Origin of the sequence: Brachybacterium sp. SGAir0954 (assembly GCF_005490785.1) — a bacterium.
Taxonomy (GTDB): Bacteria; Actinomycetota; Actinomycetes; order Actinomycetales; family Dermabacteraceae; genus Brachybacterium; species Brachybacterium rhamnosum.
This window is the reverse complement of the sequence record NZ_CP027295.1, coordinates 2,051,943-2,071,954: the sequence shown is the minus strand read 5'-3', so window position 1 is coordinate 2,071,954 and position 20,012 is coordinate 2,051,943. Positions and strand designations below refer to the sequence as shown.

Annotated in this window: 18 protein-coding genes; 6 read left to right on the top strand and 12 right to left on the bottom strand. The window is 72.6% G+C overall.

Annotated features, from left to right (window positions below; translation table 11 throughout):
• Nucleotides 1-14 precede the first annotated feature (14 nt).
• Entirely contained in the window at nt 15-1,157 is a 1,143-nt protein-coding gene (locus tag C1N80_RS09310) for a MoxR family ATPase (RefSeq protein WP_137770502.1), read from the bottom strand.
• Nucleotides 1,158-1,388: 231 nt separating this feature from the next.
• Here C1N80_RS09310 and C1N80_RS09305 point away from each other — a divergent pair, with 231 nt between their 5' ends.
• The 4 genes from C1N80_RS09305 to glgB all read left to right on the top strand — a co-directional run bounded on the left by C1N80_RS09305 (nt 1,389) and on the right by glgB (nt 8,088).
• Entirely contained in the window at nt 1,389-3,158 is a 1,770-nt protein-coding gene (locus C1N80_RS09305) for a glycogen-debranching protein (protein WP_240811078.1), read from the top strand.
• Entirely contained in the window at nt 3,074-3,622 is a 549-nt protein-coding gene (locus C1N80_RS15805; protein WP_240811077.1) for a hypothetical protein, read from the top strand. The genes C1N80_RS09305 and C1N80_RS15805 overlap by 85 nt, the downstream gene beginning before the upstream one ends.
• Nucleotides 3,623-3,863: 241 nt before the next feature.
• On the top strand, nt 3,864-5,846 hold the full coding sequence (locus C1N80_RS09300; protein WP_137771718.1) for an alpha-1,4-glucan--maltose-1-phosphate maltosyltransferase: 1,983 nt from the start codon (nt 3,864-3,866) through the stop codon (nt 5,844-5,846).
• Complete coding sequence (gene glgB, locus C1N80_RS09295) at nt 5,836-8,088, top strand: 1,4-alpha-glucan branching protein GlgB (protein WP_137770501.1); 2,253 nt, start codon at nt 5,836-5,838, stop codon at nt 8,086-8,088. Before C1N80_RS09300 ends, glgB begins: the two co-directional genes overlap by 11 nt.
• A gap of 100 nt (nt 8,089-8,188) precedes the next feature.
• Here glgB and C1N80_RS09290 read toward each other — a convergent pair whose 3' ends face one another.
• The 3 genes from C1N80_RS09290 to C1N80_RS09280 all read right to left on the bottom strand — a co-directional run bounded on the left by C1N80_RS09290 (nt 8,189) and on the right by C1N80_RS09280 (nt 11,231).
• A complete protein-coding gene (locus C1N80_RS09290) occupies nt 8,189-9,091 on the bottom strand; it encodes a co-chaperone YbbN (RefSeq protein WP_137770500.1) in 903 nt (300 codons plus the stop codon).
• A 185-nt stretch (nt 9,092-9,276) separates the two neighbouring features.
• Nucleotides 9,277-10,329 (bottom strand): hypothetical protein, encoded by a 1,053-nt coding sequence (locus C1N80_RS09285; RefSeq protein WP_137770499.1) that lies wholly within the window; start codon nt 10,327-10,329, stop codon nt 9,277-9,279.
• Nucleotides 10,326-11,231, bottom strand: a complete 906-nt coding sequence (locus C1N80_RS09280) for a hypothetical protein (RefSeq protein ID WP_240811076.1) — start codon at nt 11,229-11,231, stop codon at nt 10,326-10,328. The genes C1N80_RS09285 and C1N80_RS09280 overlap by 4 nt, the downstream gene beginning before the upstream one ends.
• Nucleotides 11,232-11,368: 137 nt before the next feature.
• Here C1N80_RS09280 and nucS point away from each other — a divergent pair, with 137 nt between their 5' ends.
• Entirely contained in the window at nt 11,369-12,076 is a 708-nt protein-coding gene (nucS, locus tag C1N80_RS09275; protein WP_137770498.1) for an endonuclease NucS, read from the top strand.
• Between the two features lie 79 nt (nt 12,077-12,155).
• Nucleotides 12,156-13,388, top strand: a complete 1,233-nt coding sequence (locus C1N80_RS09270; protein ID WP_137770497.1) for an N-acetylglucosamine-6-phosphate deacetylase — start codon at nt 12,156-12,158, stop codon at nt 13,386-13,388.
• A 27-nt stretch (nt 13,389-13,415) separates the two neighbouring features.
• On the opposite strand, the gene C1N80_RS09265 is transcribed toward C1N80_RS09270, so the two are convergent.
• The 8 genes from C1N80_RS09265 to atpE all read right to left on the bottom strand — a co-directional run bounded on the left by C1N80_RS09265 (nt 13,416) and on the right by atpE (nt 19,992).
• Entirely contained in the window at nt 13,416-13,883 is a 468-nt protein-coding gene (locus tag C1N80_RS09265; protein WP_137770496.1) for a DUF2550 family protein, read from the bottom strand.
• Nucleotides 13,884-13,899: 16 nt separating this feature from the next.
• The gene (locus C1N80_RS09260; RefSeq protein WP_137770495.1) at nt 13,900-14,175 is read right to left on the bottom strand and encodes a F0F1 ATP synthase subunit epsilon; all 276 of its coding nucleotides are present in this window, start codon (nt 14,173-14,175) and stop codon (nt 13,900-13,902) included.
• The gene (gene atpD, locus C1N80_RS09255; protein ID WP_168198074.1) at nt 14,172-15,644 is read right to left on the bottom strand and encodes a F0F1 ATP synthase subunit beta; all 1,473 of its coding nucleotides are present in this window, start codon (nt 15,642-15,644) and stop codon (nt 14,172-14,174) included. Before atpD ends, C1N80_RS09260 begins: the two co-directional genes overlap by 4 nt.
• A 51-nt stretch (nt 15,645-15,695) precedes the next feature.
• On the bottom strand, nt 15,696-16,616 hold the full coding sequence (locus C1N80_RS09250; RefSeq protein ID WP_137770493.1) for a F0F1 ATP synthase subunit gamma: 921 nt from the start codon (nt 16,614-16,616) through the stop codon (nt 15,696-15,698).
• A 72-nt stretch (nt 16,617-16,688) separates the two neighbouring features.
• Nucleotides 16,689-18,314 (bottom strand): F0F1 ATP synthase subunit alpha, encoded by a 1,626-nt coding sequence (atpA, locus tag C1N80_RS09245; RefSeq protein ID WP_137770492.1) that lies wholly within the window; start codon nt 18,312-18,314, stop codon nt 16,689-16,691.
• 75 nt (nt 18,315-18,389) lie between these two features.
• Entirely contained in the window at nt 18,390-19,205 is an 816-nt protein-coding gene (locus tag C1N80_RS09240; protein ID WP_137770491.1) for a F0F1 ATP synthase subunit delta, read from the bottom strand.
• Nucleotides 19,206-19,214: 9 nt separating this feature from the next.
• Complete coding sequence (locus C1N80_RS09235; RefSeq protein ID WP_137770490.1) at nt 19,215-19,754, bottom strand: F0F1 ATP synthase subunit B; 540 nt, start codon at nt 19,752-19,754, stop codon at nt 19,215-19,217.
• 10 nt (nt 19,755-19,764) lie between these two features.
• On the bottom strand, nt 19,765-19,992 hold the full coding sequence (gene atpE / locus C1N80_RS09230; protein ID WP_137770489.1) for an ATP synthase F0 subunit C: 228 nt from the start codon (nt 19,990-19,992) through the stop codon (nt 19,765-19,767).
• Nucleotides 19,993-20,012: the final 20 nt, after the last annotated feature.

Here is a 20,012-nt window from a genome sequence, read left to right as displayed (position 1 = left end):
CTCGTCGGCACCGATCAGGGCATCGGCACGGCGTGGAAGACCGCGTCGATGATCTGCTCGGGCTTGATGCCGCCGGCGAGGGCGTCGAAGGTCAGCACGAGGCGGTGGCGCAGCACGCCGTAGCGCATGGCGCGGACGTCGTCCGGGGTGACGTAGTCGCGGCCGTGGAGCAGGGCGTGCGCCTGGCCCACCCGCATCAGCGCGAGGGAGCCGCGGGGGCTCGCGCCCACCCGCACGGACTGCGTGAGGTTCGGGACGGGGCGGGGGCCGGAGCCGCGCGTGGTGAAGACGAGGTCGATGATGTAGCGCTTGACGGCCGGGTCGACGTGGACCTGGTCGACCTTCTCCTGGAGGAAGCGGATGTCCTCGAGGGAGACGGTGCCCACGCTCTCGCGGGGCCCGGTGAGGCTGCCCGCCGTCGAGCGGTCGAGGATCTCGTGCTCCTCGCCGGGACGCGGGTAGGTGAGCACCTCCTTCATGAGGAAGCGGTCCATCTGCGCCTCGGGGAGGACGTACGTGCCCTCCTCCTCGATCGGGTTCTGGGTCGCGAGCACCATGAACGGCTCGGGCAGGCGGTGGATCTCGCCGCCGATGGAGGTCTGCCGCTCCTGCATCGCCTCGAGCATCGCGGACTGCGTCTTCGCGCTCGAGCGGTTCACCTCGTCGAGCAGCACGACGTTCGCGTGCACGGGGCCCAGCTGGGTCGTGAAGGTGCTCGTGCCGTAGTTGAAGATCTGCGTGCCGATGATGTCGTTCGGCATGAGGTCGGGCGTGCACTGGATACGCGAGAAGGACCCCGAGATCGCGGAGGCGAGCGCCGAGGCGGCGGTCGTCTTGGCGAGGCCGGGCACGGACTCGAGCAGCACGTGGCCGCCCGCGGCGAGCGCGGTGAGCAGGGTCAGACGGAGGTTCTCCTGGCCCACGACGCGGGAGCCGAAGACCCGCGAGATGGTGCGCACGATCTCCGCGCTGCGCTCCATGTCACCCGGGGCGATCGCGGCGCCGCCCGGAGCGGCGAAGTCGCCGCTGCGGCGGGGACGACCGGTCGCCTGCGCGCCGGGCTGCGCGGGGGCGGGATGCCCGGACGCCTGGACCTGGGGTGACGGCTGGGGCGCGGCGCCGCGCGCGGCGGGCTGCGGGATGGGTGGCTGTGTCATGTGCTGCGTGTCCCCCGTCGGAGCGGCGTGCGCCTAGCGGTCTGCGGTCGTGGACGGACCGTGAGGTCCGCTGCGGTGCGGGTCCCGGCTCCCCCGGGCCGCGTCGGCGCCCGGCCCTCCCCGGAGCGGAGCGCGGGGCACCGGGCCGATCCTAGCCGCTGTGGTCCAGGTCGCGTCGCCGCGGCTCAGGCGCGGGGACGGCGGCCGGCCCCCGGGTGGGAGAATGCGCGGGTGCAGGCAGACCGATTCGACCGCGCGACCCCGCCGCTCGCGCCCACCTCCCCCGGGCTCGTCGTCGACGAGCTGGGTCGCGGGACCTTCGCCGTCGCCGCCCCCCGCGCGACCGCGGTGGACCTGTGCGTGCGCTCCTCCGGGGCGGAGCGGCGCCAGCGCCTGCGGCACTTCGACGGCGGCCTGCGCTGGGACCACGTGACCGGCATGCTGCCCGGCACCCAGTACGGCCTGAGGGTCGAGGGACCCTGGGACCCCGGCGCCGGGCTCTTTGGGAACCCGCGCCAGCTGCTGCTGGACCCCACGGCCCGCGGCATCTCGCACGCCTCGCCGCTGCTGAGCTCCTTCTTCCCCTTCGAGGTGGACTCGATGCTGGAGGCCGTCGGCCCCGCCGCCGAGCCCAGCCCCGTGGACTCGGGCCCCGAGGCCGTGTGGTCCGTCGTCGTGCGGGACGACTTCGACTGGCAGGACGACCTGCGCCCGCTCGTGGACTGGGACGCGACCGTGCTCTACGAGCTCCACGTCAAGGGCTTCACCCGCCTCCACCCGGCGCTGCCGGCCCCGCTGCGCGGCACCTACGCGGGGCTCGGCCATCCCGCGATCACCGGCTACCTGCGCGAGCTCGGGGTCACCTCCGTCGAGCTGCTGCCGATCCACGCGGCGATGGACGAGCCGCACCTGACCCGCCTGGGCCTCACGAACTACTGGGGCTACTCCTCGCTCTCCTTCTTCGCGCCCGAGCCCTCGCTCGCGACCGCCGCCGCCCAGCGCGCCGGCGCGCAGGCGGTGCTCGACGAGGTGCGGACCATGATCCGCAGCCTCCACGCGGCAGGGCTCGAGGTCATCCTCGACGTCGTCTACAACCACACCGCGGAGGGCGGGGCGGAGGGCCCCTCGCTGTCCCTGCGGGGACTGGACAATCTCGCCTACTACGCGATGGACCACGGCTCCTTCCAGGACGTCACGGGCACCGGCGGCACCCTCGACGCGACCTCCGTGCACGTCGTGGACCTCGTGCTGGGCTCCCTGCGGTACTGGGTCCAGGAGATGCACGTGGACGGCTTCCGCTTCGACCTCGCCGCGACGCTCGGCCGGGACGCGGGCGGCTTCCGCCCCGATCATCCGCTGCTGCGCGCGATCGTCACCGACCCGGTGCTGCGCGGGGTGAAGCTCATCGCCGAGCCCTGGGACGTGGGCACCGGCGGCTGGCAGACGGGCGGCTTCCCGCCGCCCTTCGCCGAGTGGAACGACGCCTTCCGCGACGACGTGCGCTCCTTCTGGCTCTCCGACCGCGCCCACCGCGAGCGCTCCGGCGACCGGGCGGTCGGCGGGGTCCGCGATCTCGCGACCCGGCTCGCGGGATCGAGCGACCTGTTCACCGGCGGCGACCCCGAGCACCTGCCGCAGGGGCGCAGCCTCCGCTCCCCCTGGGCATCCGTGAACTACGTGAGCGCGCACGACGGCTTCACTCTCCACGACCTCACGGCCTACGAGGAGAAGCACAACGAGGCCAACGGCGAGGAGAACCGGGACGGCACCGGGAACAACCGCTCGTGGAACCACGGCGTCGAGGGCGAGCCCGAGGACGGACCCGAGGGCGGTGCCGCGCGGGAGTCCCTGCGCCGGGAGCGGCTGCGCACCCAGCGGGCGCTGCTCGCGACCCTGATCCTCGCCTCCGGCACCCCATGCTCACCGCCGGGGACGAGATCGCCCGCACCCAGCGCGGCAACAACAACGCCTACTGCCAGGACAACGAGATCTCGTGGCTGAGCTGGGACGTCGACGAGCTCGCCCGCGTCCAGCGGGAGGCCGTGCGACGGCTCCTGCAGCTGCGGGCGACCTACCCCTCGCTGCGCACCCCTCACTTCCTCCAGCCCGCTCACGCCGAGGCCCTGGACCCGGGGCAGGTCGCCTGGTTCCGCGCCGACGGCGAGGGCATGACCCATGCCGACTGGATGGACCCCACCCGGCACCTGCTCGCCATGCTCCGGCCCGGGATCCCGGGCGAGCCCGGCACCGGGGAGGCGACCGAGCACCTGCTGATCGTCGTCTCCGCGGAGTCCGAGCCGGTGCCGCTGCACCTCCCCGGCGCGCCCTGGCCGCAGGGGGTCGCCCGAGTGCTTTTCGACAGCGATCTCGAGGACATGTCCTCCCTCCCCTCCGCTCCCCTGGCCCCGGGCTCCCGCCTGATCGCCCCCGGGAGCGTCCTCGTGGTCGGGATCGCGGAGCCCTGACCCCGGCGGGACGGCTAGGGTGAGCACCGTCACCGCGCCCGGGTGCGGGCGCGCGTCCGCGCAGTCAGGAGAGCTCGTGTCATCTTCGTCGTCCCCCCTGGACCGGACCCCGGCGACCACCGCTCCCACCGGGAGCGGGAGCCGCCCGCTGCAGCACGCCGCACCGTCCACCACCGCCGCCCCGGCCGTGGCAGCCACGGCGCCGGACCCGCTGGACGCCGGCGTCGGCCGGATCCCGATCATGGGCGTCACCCCCGTGGTCGACGGCGGTCGGTTCCCCGCCTCGTGCGTCGTCGGCGAGAGCGTCCGGATCACGGCGAACGCCTTCCGCGAGGGCCACGACGCGATGGGCGTGCAGGTGGTGCTCACGGACCCGCAGGGCGCCGAGACCGTGCGCCGCCTGCGCTCGACGAACCCCGGCCTGGACCTGTGGGAGACGCGCGTGGGCCCGGACTCCGCGGGTCACTGGTCCTTCCGGATCGAGGCCTTCTCCTCGCCGTACGACACCTGGGCCCACGTGGCGGAGGTGAAGATCCCCGCCGGCATCGACGAGCCGCTCGTGTGCGCCGAGGGCGTCGCCGTGCTGCGCGCCGCCCTCGCCGAGGTCGCCGACGGCACCCGCCCCGCCGCGGACCGCCCCCTGCTCGAGGCCGCGATCGCGAGCCTCCAGGACTCCTCCCTCTCCCCCGCCGCGCGGGTGGCCCCGGCGCTCGCCGCGGACCTCCGCGGGGTGCTCGACGTGCGCCCGCTGCGCGAGGGGGTCACCGTCTCCGGCCCCCACGCGCTCGTCGTGCACCGCCCCCGCGCCCTGTTCGGCTCCTGGTACGAGATGTTCCCCCGCTCCGAGGGCGCGCGCTTCGACCCGGAGAGCGGCTGGGTCTCCGGCACGCTGCGCACCGCGGCCGACTCCCTGGACCGCGTCGCCGCGATGGGCTTCGACGTCGCCTACCTGACCCCGATCCACCCGATCGGCACCGCCTTCCGCAAGGGCCGCAACAACTCGCTGGACCCGCGGCCGGGCGATCCCGGCTCCCCCTACGCGATCGGCGCCGCGGAGGGCGGCCACGACGCGATCCACCCGGACCTCGGCACCATGGAGGACTTCGACGCCTTCGTCGCCCGTGCGAAGGAGCTCGACCTCGAGGTCGCCCTCGACGTGGCCCTGCAGTGCTCGCCGGACCATCCCTGGGTCACCGAGCACCCCGAGTGGTTCGTCGTGCGGCCGGACGGCTCGATCGCTTACGCCGAGAACCCGCCGAAGAAGTACCAGGACATCTACCCGCTGAGCTTCGACACGGACTACGAGGGCCTGTACGCGGCGATCCGCGACGTGCTCGAGCTCTGGGTCGAGCACGGCGTGACCCTGTTCCGGGTGGACAACCCGCACACGAAGCCCGTGCGCTTCTGGGAGCAGCTGCTCGCGGAGTTCGACGAGAAGCACCCCGAGGTCGTCTTCCTCGCCGAGGCGTTCACCCGCCCCACGATGATGCACACCCTGGGCAAGGTCGGCTTCCACCAGAGCTACACCTACTTCACCTGGCGCCACACCCCCGCCGAGCTCCAGGAGTACCTCGAGGAGCTCGTCGAGGCGGCCCCCTACATGCGCCCCAGCTTCTGGCCGACGACCCACGACATCCTCACCCCGTTCATGAGCTCCGGGGGCCGGGCGGCCTTCGCGCTGCGGGCGGTCCTCGCCGCGACCCTCGTGCCCACCTGGGGCATCTACTCCGGCTACGAGCTCGTCGAGGACGTCCCCCGCCCGGGCGCGGAGGAGCAGATCGACAACGAGAAGTACGAGTACCGGCCGCGCGACTTCGCCGGGGCGCTCGCCCAGGGCACGAGCCTCGAGCCGCTGCTGGGCGACCTCAACCGGATCCGTCGCGAGCACCCCGCCCTGCAGACCCTCACCACGATCCGCTTCCACGAGGCGGAGGACGAGGACGTCGTCGTGTTCTCCAAGCACCTGCCGGCCGACGAGTCCCCCACCGGGCAGGCGGACACGGTGCTCGTCGCCTCGCTCACCGTGCACGACCGCGGCGCCTGGACCCGCCTCTCCCTGGACCTCGGCGCCCTCGACGTCGGCGCGTCCTTCGAGGTCGAGGACCTGCTCACCGGGGAGCGCTTCACCTGGGGCGAGGACCCCTTCGTCATCCTCGACCCGCACGACCGCCCCGCGCACGTGCTGCGCATCGTCCGACCCGAGGAGGACCCCCATGTCCGATGACGCGACCCCCGTCGTCCCCGCAGGCGCCGGACCCGCCGGTGACCGGACGACACCCGACGCCGGCCCCTCCCGGCTGCAGCTCGCGGTCCACGAGCTCGGCGCGGCGGCGACCGGCTCGTACCACGACCCGCATTCCGTGCTCGGGGCCCAGCCCTACGAGGGCGCCGTCACCGTCCGCGCCCTCAAGCCGCTCGCGCACGCGGTCGAGGTGGTGCTCGAGGACGGCACCTCCGTCCCCATGGAGCACGAGTACGACGGCATCTGGGTCGCGGTCGTCGACCGCCCCGAGATCGAGCGCTACCGTCTGCGCGTGACCTGGGCCGCCGGGGAGCCCGCGGTCGAGGTCGAGGACCCGTACCGCTTCCTGCCCACCCTCGGCGAGCTCGACCTGCACCTCATCCGGGAGGGCCGCCACGAGGAGCTGTGGCGCGCGCTCGGCGCGCACGTGCGCACCGTCGACGGCGTGCCGGGCACCTCCTTCGCGGTCTGGGCCCCCGGGGCAAGGGCCGTGCAGGTCATCGGCGCGTTCTCCGGCTGGGACGGCCGACAGACCGCCCTGCGCTCCCTCGGCGCCTCCGGCGTGTGGGAGATCTTCCTGCCCGGGATCGGCGCGGGAGAGGTCTACAAGTTCCGGATCCTCAGCGCCGACGGCACCTGGCGGGACAAGGCGGACCCGATGGCCCGCCGCGCCGAGGTCCCGCCCGCGACCGGCTCGATCGTCGCCGAGAGCGACTACGAGTGGACGGACGACGCCTGGCTCGCCCGGCGTGCGCAGCAGCAGCCCGTGAGCTCCCGCATGTCGATCTACGAGCTGCACCTGCCGAGCTGGCGACCGGGCCTCGGCTACACCGAGCTCGCGACGGAGCTCGTGGACTACGTGGTCGAGATGGGCTTCACGCACGTGGAGTTCATGCCGCTCGCCGAGCACCCCTTCGGCGGCTCCTGGGGATACCAGGTGACCGGCTACTACGCCCCCACCTCGCGGCTGGGCTCCCCGGACGAGCTGCGCGCGCTGATCGACGCCCTGCACGCGGCGGGGATCGGCGTGATCATGGACTGGGTGCCCGCCCACTTCCCCAAGGACGAGTGGGCCCTGGGCCGCTTCGACGGCACGCCCCTGTACGAGCACGCGGACCCGCGGCGCGGCGAGCACCCCGACTGGGGCACCTACGTGTTCGACGTGGGACGCCACGAGGTGCGCAACTTCCTCGTCGCCAACGCCTGCTACTGGCTCGAGGAGTTCCACGTCGACGGCCTGCGCGTGGACGCCGTCGCCTCGATGCTCTACCTGGACTACTCCCGCGAGGAGGGCCAGTGGGTGCCCAACGTCCACGGCGGGCGGGAGGACCTCGAGGCGATCGCCTTCCTCCAGGAGGCCAACGCGACCGCCTACAAGCGGGCCCCGGGCATCGTCATGATCGCCGAGGAGTCCACCTCGTTCCCCGGGGTCACGCGCCCCACGGACGCCGGCGGACTGGGCTTCGGCTTCAAGTGGAACATGGGCTGGATGCACGACACCCTCGAGTACCTCGGCGAGGACCCGGTGCACCGTCAGCACCACCACGGCGAGCTGACCTTCTCGATGGTCTACCAGTACTCCGAGAACTTCGTGCTGCCGATCTCCCACGACGAGGTCGTCCACGGCAAGGGCTCGCTGCTGCGCAAGGCGCCCGGCGACGACTGGCAGCAGGCCGCCTCGCTGCGCGTCTACCTGGCCCTGCAGTGGACCCATCCTGGCAAGCAGCTGCTGTTCATGGGCAGCGAGTTCGCCCAGGGCACCGAGTGGTCGGAGCAGGACGGCCTGCCCTGGTGGCTCGTCGAGTACCCGCTGCACCGCGGCGTCCAGCAGCTCGTGAAGGACCTCAACGCGCTGCAGGCGGAGCTCCCGGCCCTCCACGAGCTGGACCAGGACCCCGCGGGCTTCGAGTGGCTGATCGGGGACGACGCGGGCCACAACCTCGTGGCGTTCGTGCGCCGCGACGGCGCCGGGGACCCGGTCGTCGTGGTGCTGAGCTTCTCCCCCGAGCCGTGGCTGGACCTGCGGGTCCCGCTGCCCGAGGGCGGCACCTGGCTCGAGGTCCTCAACTCCGACGCGACCGTCTACGGCGGCAGCGGCGTGGGCAACCTCGGCCGCGTCCACGCCGAGACGGTGGCGGCGCACGGCCGGGAGCACTCCGTGCGGCTCGCGGTCCCGCCGCTCGGCGCCGTGGTCCTCGTGCCCGCACGGCTCCGCGAGGGCTGAGCGCGCCGCCTCCGATGCACGAGGGCCTGCCCGATCCGCGGATCGGGCAGGCCCTCGTGCGTGCCCCGGCCGCCCGCGAGGGGCGGGCGGGACGGTGCGCTCAGTAGAGCAGGTTCGCGAGGCGGCGGCGCGCCGGCCCCACCCGCGGGTCCTCGGCTCCGGCGACCTCGAACAGCTCGAGCAGCCGGGCGCGCACGGCGTCCTTCGTCTCCTGGTCGGCGCCGCGCAGGAGGTCGAGCAGGCGCCCGAAGGCGTCGTCGACGTGGCCGCCGAGCATGTCGAGGTCCGCGACGAGCAGCTGCGCGTCGAGATCGGCGGGAGCCTCGGCGGCGGCGGTGCGGGCGGCCGCGGGATCGGCCTGCTGGGTGCGACGCATGAGCTCGACGGTGGCGCGTCCGGCCTTCGCCTCGTCGTCCGCCGGGCTCTGCTGGAGGCGGCGGTCGTAGGCGTCGACGGCGGCGTCGAGGTCCCCGCGCTCGATCGCGGCGTAGGCCTCGGCGATCAGCGGGTCCAGGGGCTCCTCCGCCGGGGCGTCGGCCGCGTCGTCGGCGCCGGCCGCGGCGCCGGAGACGTCCATGCCCTGCTGCTGGGCGAGCTGGACGACCTGGTCGAGCAGCGGGCCGATCTCCTCCGCGCCGAGCACGGAGTCCACGATCGGCTGGAGCTGACCCTGCAGGAGCAGGAGGAGCGTGGGTAGCTGCTGCACGCGGAGGGCGCCCGCGACGCGGGGCTGGGTGTCGGCGTCGACGACCGCGAGGCGCACGGCGCCGCCGCGCGCGGTCACGCCGTCGCGGAGCGACTGCAGGAAGGCCTCGCCCTCGGGGACGCGGGAGCTCGTGACGAGCAGCAGCGTCGCGACCTGCTGGGAGTCGGCGATGAGCTGCTCGAGCCCCTGCTCGGTGACCGCGACCTCGTAGGGACCGGCGGTGCCGGATGCGCCGACCGCGTCCCCCGCGGGCTGCTTGAGCTGGGCGAGATCGATGATGCCGTAGGGATCGGACACGGAGGAGCTCCTTCGACGGGGGCGGAAACCCCCTCAGTCTACGAAGCCCGCGGCCGCCGGCCGCTCGTGTTCGCCAGCGGCTGTGCGCCGCGCCCCGGGAGCGTCCCCGGGCGGGAGCGCACCGGGACGACAGCGCCCCGGGCCCGCCATGGCGGGGTCCCGGGGCGCGTCACGGGGAGGGCCGGTCAGGAGCCGCTCGTGCCCGTCGCCGTCTGGGTCGCGCCGATGGGCTGGACCTGGGCGTCGGAGTCCTTCGCGGGGATGTACACGGCGACCTGGGTGCCGAACTCGCGGATGAACTCCTTGGTGAACTCCTTGGTGCCGATCACCGTCGTGTACTTGTTGTCCTCGGCGTAGCGGACGGTCGCGCCGTCCTTGATCGCCACCTTGCGCACGGACGTGAGGGTCGCGAGCACGATGGCGCCGCCGTCCGCGGTGCGCAGACCGGCGAACTCGTCCTCGACGACCGTGAACACCTCCTTGATGGTGGCCACCTCGTCCTTCTCGACGCCCGCGTTGAGCTCCTTGCGCTCCGTCTGGATGCGCTTGTGGGTCTCGGTCTGGAACGGGTTCTCGGCGAGCTTGTCGTCCTTGTCGGCGGCGTCGCCGTCGGAGAGCACCTTCGCGTAGAGCGCGAGGGCGTCCTTCGGGGTCATCAGCAGGTCGTCGGTGTCCGGGGTGACCGGAGCGGAGCCCACGACATCCGCGGGGACCTCCGGCATCTCGACGCCGCTCGCCTGCTGCGCCCAGCCCCAGGTGGTGTACGGGGAGCGGGCATCAGCCTGCTGGAGCGCCATGAACATCGGCACGCCGTCCTTCGCGGAGCTCGCGACCAGCGCGATCGCGGTGCGCGGGAACTCGGCGTCCGTCGAGGTCATGGGGACCATGAGCGACTCGCCGGGAGCGGTGAGGTCCTCCGCCCACTGGTCGTCCTTCTCGATGAGGCCGTACATCGCCTTGCGGAACGCGGCGACGGAGCCGACGACGCGGGGTGCCAGCTTGCCCGCGTCCCGGGCCTTGTCCGCCGCGGCGACGGCAGCGCTGATCTCGGTGACGACGGTCGTGAGCTGGCCCTCGGTGGTGTTGGGGGTGGGCTCGGCGAGGGTGGGGCCGGCCTCGGCGGCGGGCGGGGCCTCGGGGGTCTCGGCGCACGCGGCGAGGAGGCCGGCGAGGGCGAGACCGCCTCCACCGAGCACGAGACGACGCCGGGCGACGGTGCGGGGGCGGGGGCTGGTCATCGGTCCTCCTCGGGGGACTCGACGCGGCGCTGGTCCTCGTCGACCACGGACCAGAGGTCGGCGTCGTCGGCGGAGGCCGGGGCCTCCGGGGCGGTGGGGGCGGTGGGAGGGGTCCGGTCGGAGGCCGCGGTCGCGGCGCCGGCAGCGCTCGACGAGGTGGGCGCGAGCGGGGCGCCGCCGTCCTCCGCGCGCGGCAGCTCCTCGGTGGGATCGACGGCGGCGACAGGCTCCTCGCCCTCCGCGCTCCCGTCCGCATCCTCGATCCCCTCGTCGCGGCGGCGGCCGCCGCCCAGGGAGACCACGAGCAGCACGAGGCCGATCACGGCGATCGCGGCGCCGCCGGCGTAGGCGAAGGGCACCCAGCGGTTCTCCGCCTCGACCGGCCAGGTGATGCTGACCTTCTCCGCGCCCGCGGACTTCCCGTCCGTGACCAGGAGGATCGGGCGGTACTCCTGCTCCTCGTCCCCGGTCTCCGCGGCCGCGAAGTCGGCGATGTCGATCGTCACGGGGCTCGGGGAAGTCTCCACCGTGCGCCACAGGTCCGAGCTGGTCGGGTCATCGATCTCAGTCGCGCCGTCCGCGCCCACGACCTCGGTGGTCAGCGTGGACCAGTCGCTCGCGCCCGTGATGCGGGTGTACTTCGTGCCGTCGAGGTAGGCGGTCACGTCGCCCTCGGGGGCGGTGATGACGGAGACGTCGGAGGCACCGGTCACCGTGACCGTGCCCTCCTTGCCGCCGATGTACAGCACTCCGGGATCGATGACGACGGCGGGGCCGGCGTCGGCGAGCTCCGCGGTCGCGGTGACCTCGGTCGCGGGAGCCCAGGTGGTCTCTCCGAGACGGCCCAGCACGAGACCGATCACTCCGATCAGGACCAGCAGGATGGCCAGCAGACGTTGCACGGTGGCAGCTCCTTCGAGTTTCACCGGGCACCGCCCGGGCAGGGGACCCGCCCACGATACGGGCGCTCACTCGACGGGACCACCCCCACGTGAGCACTCGCACCCGGCGCCGCTCCGCGATCGGCTAGCCTTACCGGGTGCGTCTCGTGGTTGCCCGTTGCTCCGTCGACTACACCGGTCGACTCACCGCCCATCTCCCGCTTGCCCCTCGGCTCCTGATCCTCAAGGCCGACGGCAGCGTGCTGGTGCATTCCGACGGCGGCAGCTACAAGCCGCTGAACTGGATGAGCCCGCCCGCGACCCTGCGCACCACCGAGCGCTCGGCCGCCGAGGCCGAGGCCGATCCGGAGGGCGCCTGGATCCAGCAGTGGGACGTGACCCACACCAAGACCGGCGACACCCTCCGCGTGCGGATCCACGAGCTGATCGAGGAGTCCGCCCACGAGCTCGGCGAGGACCCCGGTCTGCAGAAGGACGGCGTCGAGGCGCACCTCCAGGCGCTCCTGGCCGAGCACATACACACCCTCGGCGAGGGCTGGAGCCTGGTGCGCCGCGAGTACGGCACCGCGATCGGCCCCGTGGACATCCTCGCCCGCGACGCGCAGGGACGCGCGGTCGCCGTCGAGATCAAGCGGCGCGGCGAGATCGACGGCGTCGAGCAGCTCACCCGCTACCTCGAGCTCCTCAACCGCGACCCCCTGCTCGCGCCCGTGCGCGGCATCTTCGCCGCCCAAATCATCAAGCCCCAGGCCCGCGTCCTCGCGCAGGACCGCGGCATCGAGTGCGTGACCCTCGACTACGACGCCCTGCGCGGCATGGACGACGCGGAGTCCCGCCTGTTCTGACGCGCACCCAGCAGTTCCCACCCCGCCCGGATTCCGGGACCCGTCCCGCCCCGGCCCTGTCCCACCGAGGAGTCCCGTCGTGAGCACCACCCCCTCTCCCGCCGTTCCCCACGGCGGCGACGCCGACCTCGCGGTGCGCGGCACGGCCGTGCTGCCCGGCGGGCTCGTGCCCGACGCCCTCGTCCTCGTCGCCGGCGGGACGATCCGCTGGTCCGGACCCGCGGCGTCCGCGCCGGAGCATCGCGCGACCCGCACGATCGAGCACGAGGGCCTGATCCTCCCCGGCCTCGTCGACCTCCACTGCCACGGCGGCGGCGGCGCGTCCTTCCCGGACTCCACCACCTCCGAGGAGATGCTCACCGCGGTCCACGAGCACCGGCGCCACGGGACCACCTCGCTCGTCGCCTCGCTCGTCACCGCCTCCGCGGACACGCTCCGCGCCCGCGTGCGCGACCTCGCCCTGCTCGCCGCGGCCGGGGAGATCGTGGGGATCCACTCCGAGGGCCCCTTCGTCTCGGTCGAGCGCCGCGGCGCCCAGAACGCGCAGCACATCGTCGACGGCGACCCGCACCTCGTCGCGGAGCTCGCGGAGCTGGGCGGGGGCGCCCTCGCGACGATGACGCTTGCCCCGGAGACCCCGGCCGCCGAGGCCGTCATCGACGCCCTCGCCGCCGCCGGCGCCGTCCCCTCCCTCGGGCACAGCGACGGCTCCAGCGCGGAGATGACGGCCGCGATCGCCCGCTCCACGCAGGCGCTGCGCCGTCACCGCGGCCGCAGCCCGCTGCCCACCGCGACGCACCTGTTCAACGGCATGCGCCCGGTGCACCACCGCGATCCGGGTCCTGCGCTCGCGGCGCTCGACGCGGGGGCCCGCGGCGAGATGGTCCTCGAGGTCATCGCCGACGGTGTCCACCTCGACGCACGGACCGTCGCCCATGTCCTCGCGATCGCCGCCCCGGACCACGTGGCCCTCGTGACCGATGCGATGGCCGCCGCCGGCATGGCGGACGGCACCTACACGCTCGGCGCGCAGGAGGTCACGGTCGCCGGCGGCACCGCCACGCTCACCGACGGCGGGGCGATCGCCGGCGGCACGGCGCACCTGATCGACGTGGTGCGCTTCGCGGTGCAGGAGGCGGGCGTCGATCTCGCGGTCGCCGTGCGCGCCGCGAGCATCGTCCCGGCCCGGGTGCTGGGGCTCGAGGACTCGATCGGCTCTCTCGCCGCCGGCCGGAGCGCGGACCTGCTGCTCACGGATCGAGGTCTCCAGGTCACCGAGGTGCTGCGCCGCGGGGAGATCGTCACCGTCTGAGCCGGGGCGCGGCCCCGGGCCCGAGGGTCAGTCGGCGTCGCCGAGGACGAGGCCCGTCGGCGCCGCCTCGAGCCAGGACTGCAGCGCCGCGGCGGCGGGGGCGTCCATGAGCGCCTGCACGGTGCGGCCGCCCCGCAGGAAGAAGGCGACGAGCACGCGCTCGGGCGCCGGTCCTCCGGGTCCCGTCGGGCCCGAGGGCTCTACGAGCCGTTCCCGCTCGACCTCGAGGATGTCCCGGCGCGGGATCATCAGCTGCGGCCCGGGCAGCAGCGACAGGTCACGGAACCAGCGCAGGCGGTCGTTGCCCACCTGCAGCACGCCGTGCTGCCAGACCTCGCGGCGCCCCAGGAGGCTCCGCGCCATCTGGCACTGGACGGCGCCCGCGCGGTCGAGGACGACGGCGCGGCGCACGTTGAGCGCGAAGAGCACGACCAGCGCCAGAACGACGAGCATCCCGACCCCCACGAGGAGGATCGGGATGCTCGGATGATGCATCGGCGTCAGCGCCGGTTCAGCGCTCGGCCGGATCGCGGCGCGCCGCGCGGTCGACAGCGATGGTGACGACGTCGGCGTCCACGGAGACGAACCCGCCCGCGACCTCGCGCTCGGTGACCTGGCCGGACTCGTCGTGGATGCGCACCACACCGCGGTCGAGGATCGCGAGGGTCGGCTGCATGCGGGGCAGGATGCCCATCGAGCCGTCCGCCGCCGGCACCACGACCTGAGAGGCGCTGCCGGACCACACGGTCCGGTCCGAGGTGACGAAGGTGACCGCGAGGGAGCTCACTGGCCGAGCTCCTTCTGGATGTTGTGCCAGTTCTCGAGCACCATGTCGATGCCGCCGACGTTGAAGAACGCCTGCTCCGGGACGTGGTCGAACTCGCCGTCGCAGATGCCCTTGAACGACTCGATGGTGTCCTTGAGGGGCACGTCGGAGCCGTCCACGCCGGTGAACTGCTTGGCGAGGTGGGTGTTCTGCGAGAGGAACTGCTGGATGCGCCGTGCACGCGACACGGTGACCTTGTCCTCCTCGGAGAGCTCGTCGACGCCCAGCATCGCGATGATGTCCTGGAGCTCCTTGTTGCGCTGCAGGATCTGCTTCACGCGGACCGCGACGTCGTAGTGCTCCTGGCCCACGTAGCGCGGGTCGAGGATGCGCGAGGTCGAGGACAGCGGGTCGATCGCCGGGTACAGACCGCGCGAGGCGATCTCACGGGAGAGCTCCGTGGTCGCGTCCAGGTGGGCGAAGGTGGTCGCCGGCGCCGGGTCGGTGTAGTCGTCCGCCGGCACGTAGATCGCCTGCATCGAGGTGATCGAGTGGCCGCGGGTCGAGGTGATGCGCTCCTGGAGCACACCCATCTCGTCCGCCAGGTTGGGCTGGTAGCCCACGGCGGAGGGCATGCGGCCCAGCAGCGTGGAGACCTCGGAGCCCGCCTGGGTGAAGCGGAAGATGTTGTCGATGAACAGCAGGACGTCCTGCTGCTGCACGTCGCGGAAGTACTCGGCCATCGTGAGGCCGGTCAGCGCGATGCGGAGGCGCGTGCCCGGCGGCTCGTCCATCTGGCCGAAGACCAGGGCGGTCTTCTCGATGACGCCGGACTCCGTCATCTCCTCGATGAGGTCCCAGCCCTCACGGGTGCGCTCGCCCACGCCGGCGAACACGGAGACGCCGTCGTGGTTGTTGGCCACGCGGTAGATCATCTCCTGGATGAGCACCGTCTTGCCCACGCCCGCGCCGCCGAACAGGCCGATCTTGCCGCCCTGCACGTACGGGGTGAGGAGGTCGATCGACTTGATGCCGGTCTCGAACATGGTCGTCTTCGACTCGAGCTGGTCGAAGTTCGGCGCCTTGCGGTGGATGGGCCAGCGCTCGCTGACCTGCACCTCGGAGGCGGGCTTGTTCAGCGGGGTGCCGGTCACGTCGAAGACGGTGCCCAGGGTCGCGTCGCCCACGGGGACGGAGATCGGGGCGCCGGTGTCGGTGACCGCCTGGCCGCGGACGAGGCCGTCGGTCGGCTTCAGGGCCACGGCGCGGACCATGCCGTCGCCGAGGTGCTGAGCCGTCTCGAGGGTCAGGGTCGAGGGCTCGAGGCCCGCGCCCTGGACCGAGATCTCGGTGGTCAGCGCGTTGTACAGCTCGGGGATGTCCCCGGGCGGGAACTCGATGTCGACGACCGCGCCGGTGACACGGGCAACCCGGCCCGTGCCCTTCTGCGCGGGCGCCGCGGTGGCGTCAGTGGTGTCGGTGATGCTCATCTGCATTCTCTCCAAATGGTTCGGGCCGGCGCTCGGTGCGCTCGAGGCGGCTCAGCGTTCCTTGCGACCGGATCCCGAGAGGGCGTCGGCGCCGCCGACGATCTCCGTGATCTCCTGGGTGATCTCCGCCTGACGGGCCGAGTTGGCCAGGCGGGTGAACTTCTTGACCTGGGTCTCCGCGTTGTCCGTCGCCGTCTTCATCGCCCGCTGCGTGGCCGCGTGCTCCGAGGCCATCGACTGCAGCAGGATGTTGACGAGCTTGGACTCGAGGTACCGCGGCATGAGCTCGTCCATGACCTGCTCGGCGTCCGGGGTGAACTCGTACAGCGGGTACGTGGGGCGGGCGGTGCCGTGATCCTCGTCCGCGTCGACGACCTCGATCGGGACCAGACGGGTGGCGCGGGCGACCTGCTGGAAGCGGGTCTTGAACCGCGTGCCGACCAGGTACAGCTCGTCGAGGTGGGTCTCCGGGTCCTCGCTGAGGAGGTCCGCGGTGACCCGCTGGGCGATCTCGTGGCCGAGCTCGGGGAGCTCACCCTCGTGGTACGGGGCCCAGGCCTCGTGCGGCGGGCGGTTGCGGAAGCGGTAGTAGGTCTCGCCCTTGCGGCCGACGACGTACAGGACGGGGGTCTTGCCCTCCTCCTGCAGCGCGTTCGCGAGCTCCTCCGCAGCGCGGATGACGTTGTGCGAGTACGAGCCGGTCATGCCGCGGTCCGCGGTGATCAGCACGATCCCGGCGCGCCCGCTCGAGGAGCGCTCCTGGTCCAGGAACGGGTGGGCGACGTCCCCGGAATGGGTCGCCACCGCGCCGATGGCCCGGGTGATCGCGTCGGCGTACGGGGTCGTGGCCAGCACGCGGGCATGCGCCTTGGCGATGCGCGAGGCGGCCACCATCTCCTTGGCCTTGAAGATCTTCTTCATGCCCTGGGCGGAGCCGATCCGCTTCTTGTACTCCCTCTGCTGGGCTCCCATGTCTCTCCTTCGCGGGAAGCGCCGTGCGGGTGGTCCGGGCCGCCCGCCCCGAGGGGCGGGCGGCGAGCCGGATCATCCGCGGACGATGCGCTCCTGGTCGATGTCCTCGTCGGAGGCGCTGGTGTGGACGTCGCTCACCGCGGAGCCCTGACCCTTGCCGGCCAGGTAGTCCTTCTTCACCTGGTCGAGGATCGTGGAGAGCTCCTGCTCGGTCGCGTCGGAGAACTTCTTCGAGGTGCGGATGTCCTCGAGCACGGAGCCGTTGTGGCGGAGGTGCTCGAGCAGCTGCGCCTCGAACTCGCGGACGTCCTCGACCTCGATGTCGTCGAACTTGCCGGTGGTGCCGGCCCAGATCGAGACGACCTGCTCCTCGTCCGGGAACGGTGAGGACTGCGCCTGCTTGAGGAGCTCCATGAGGCGGGCACCGCGGTTGAGCTGCTGCTTGGACGCGGCGTCGAGGTCGGAGGCGAACATCGCGAAGGCCTCGAGGTCGCGGTACTGGGCGAGCGAGATCTTCAGCGTGCCGGAGACCGACTTCATCGCCTTCGTCTGCGCCGAGCCGCCCACGCGGGAGACCGAGATGCCGACGTCGACCGCCGGGCGCTGGTTCGCGTTGAACAGGTCCGACTGCAGGAAGCACTGGCCGTCGGTGATCGAGATGACGTTGGTCGGGATGTACGCCGAGACGTCGTTGGCCTTGGTCTCGATGATCGGCAGACCGGTCATCGAGCCGCCGCCCATCTCGTCGGACAGCTTCGCGCAGCGCTCGAGGAGGCGGGAGTGCAGGTAGAAGACGTCACCCGGGTAGGCCTCTCGACCCGGCGGGCGGCGCAGCAGCAGCGACACGGCGCGGTAGGCCTCGGCCTGCTTGGACAGGTCGTCGAAGACGATGAGGACGTGCTTGCCCTCGTACATCCACTGCTGGCCGATGGCCGAGCCGGTGTAGGGGGCGATGTACTTGAAGCCGGCCGGGTCCGAGGCGGGGGCGGCGACGATCGTCGTGTACTCGAGAGCGCCGGCCTCCTCGAGGGTGCCGCGGACCGACGCGATGGTCGAGCCCTTCTGGCCGACGGCGACGTAGATGCAGCGGACCTGCTTCTCCGGGTCGCCGCTCTCCCAGTTCTTCTTCTGGTTGAGGATCGTGTCGAGCGCGACCGTGGTCTTGCCGGTCTGGCGGTCGCCGATGATCAGCTGGCGCTGGCCGCGGCCGATCGGGGTCATCGCGTCGATCGCCTTGAGGCCGGTCTGCATCGGCTCCTTGACGCTCTTGCGCTGCATGACGCCGGGCGCCTGCAGCTCGAGGGCGCGGCGGCCGGAGGTCTCGATGGCGCCGAGGCCGTCGATGGGCTGGCCCATCGGGTCGACGACGCGACCGAGGTAGCCCTCGCCCACGGGCACGGAGAGGACCTCGCCGGTGCGGCGGACCGTCTGGCCCTCCTCGATCCCGGTGAACTCGCCGAGGATCACGCAGCCGACCTCGCTGAGGTCGAGGTTCAGCGCGAGGCCGAGGGTGCCGTCCTCGAAGCGCACCAGCTCGTTGGCCATGATGTTGGGCAGGCCGGCGACGCGGGCGATGCCGTCGGCCGACTCGGTGACGCGGCCGATCTCCTCGCGGTCGGGAGTGCCGGCCTGGTAGGTGGACACCGCGGTGTCCAGGGCGTTCCGGATGTCCTCCGGGCGGATCGTGAGCTCAGCCATCGCGGTGCTTCGCTTCCTCTTCTCCCCCAAGCGGGGGCTGTGGTCTCGGGTGGGGTTCGCCTCGGGGAGGGGCCGTCAGGCCACCAGGCGGGTGCGCGCCTGGGCGAGGCGCGCGAGGACGGTCGCGTCGTAGAGGTCGTCGCCGACCTCGATGCGCAGACCGCCGACGACGTCCTCGTCCAGCTCGGTGTTGATCTGGACCTCGCGGCCGTAGATGCCGGCGAGGATCGAGCCCAGACGGTCCAGCTGCTCGGGCGCCAGCGGGCGGGCGCTCGCAACGACCGCCAGCAGCCGGCGGCGACGCGCCGAGGCGATCTCCGCGAAGGCGAGCAGGCGACGGGCGGGCTTGAGGTCGCTGCGACGCTCCACGCCGCGGGCGGCGAGGGCGACGGTCAGCGGGTGGGCACGGCCCTCGAGCAGGCGGGTGATGATGCCCTCCCGTCGGCCCGGGGTCCCCCGGGCGTCGTCGAGGGCTGCGCTGAGCTCGCCGCTGTCCTCGATGAGGCGCGAGACCTGGAAGAGCTCCTCCTCGACCGCACCGAGGGCGTCCTCGCGGGAGGCCTGCTCCAGGAGGGCCTCCACGCCGAGCTGCTCGAGGGCGTCCAGGACGTCCTCCTGCTCGGACCAGCGGCGGCGGACGACCTCGAGCGTGAGCTCGAGGGCGACGGGGCCGACCTTCCCCTCGAAGAGCGAGCGGACCACGGACTCCTTGACCTCGGCCGGACGGCCGCCGTCGCTGAGGGTCCGCACCAGCTGGTTGCTGGAGTCGATCGCGTCGGCGATCCCGAACAGATCCGCGGCGACCGTCCCCAGGACGACGTCGTCGCCCCGGAGCAGCTGCTCGAATCGCTGGGTCACCTCACGCAGGGAGGTGGAGGAGGTTCCTCGCATCTGGTGTCCTTATCGGGTCGCGGTCGGGGACGACTCGAGGTCGTCCAGGAACCGGTCGATCACTCGGCGGGAGCGCTCGTCGTCGGAGAGGGACTCCCCCACGATCTTCGAGGCGAGGTCGCTCGCGAGCGTCCCGACCTCTCCGCGCAGCTGGGCGGCGGCGCTCGTGCGCTCCGCGTTCAGCTGCTGGCGCCCGGCGGTGAGGAGCCGCTCGTTCTCGGAGCCGGCCTGGGCCTTGGCCTCCTCGATGATGCGGGCGCCGTCCTGGCGGGCGCGGTCGCGGATCGCGGACGCCTCCTGACGGGCCTCGGCGAGGGCCTGCTCCTGATCGGCCTTCAGCTGGTCGGCCTGGTGCTGGACCTCCTCGGCCTTCTTGAGGCCGCCCTCGATCTTCTCCGCACGCTCCTCGAGCACGGCGTTGAGCCGCGGGAGGATGAACTTCATGAAGACCAGGGCGAAGATGACGAGGAAGATCAGCGTCCAGACGATCTCCTGGGGCTGGGGCACCAGCAGGCGCCAGCCCGGCACACTCTCTTCAGCCTGAATCATCAGCGGGTCCTCAGAAGATGAAGCCGGTGACGATGGCGAGGAGCGTCAGGATCTCGGTGAACGCGATACCGATGAACATCGTGGTCTGGAGCTGACCGCGGAGCTCGGGCTGGCGAGCCATGGCCTCGGCGGTCTTGCCGACGATGATGCCGATGCCGATGCCCGGTCCGATCGCGGCGAGACCGTAGCCCACGGTCGCGATGTTGCCCTCGAGAGCGGCGATGAGCGAGGTGTCCACAGGGGGTTCCTTTCGTTGTG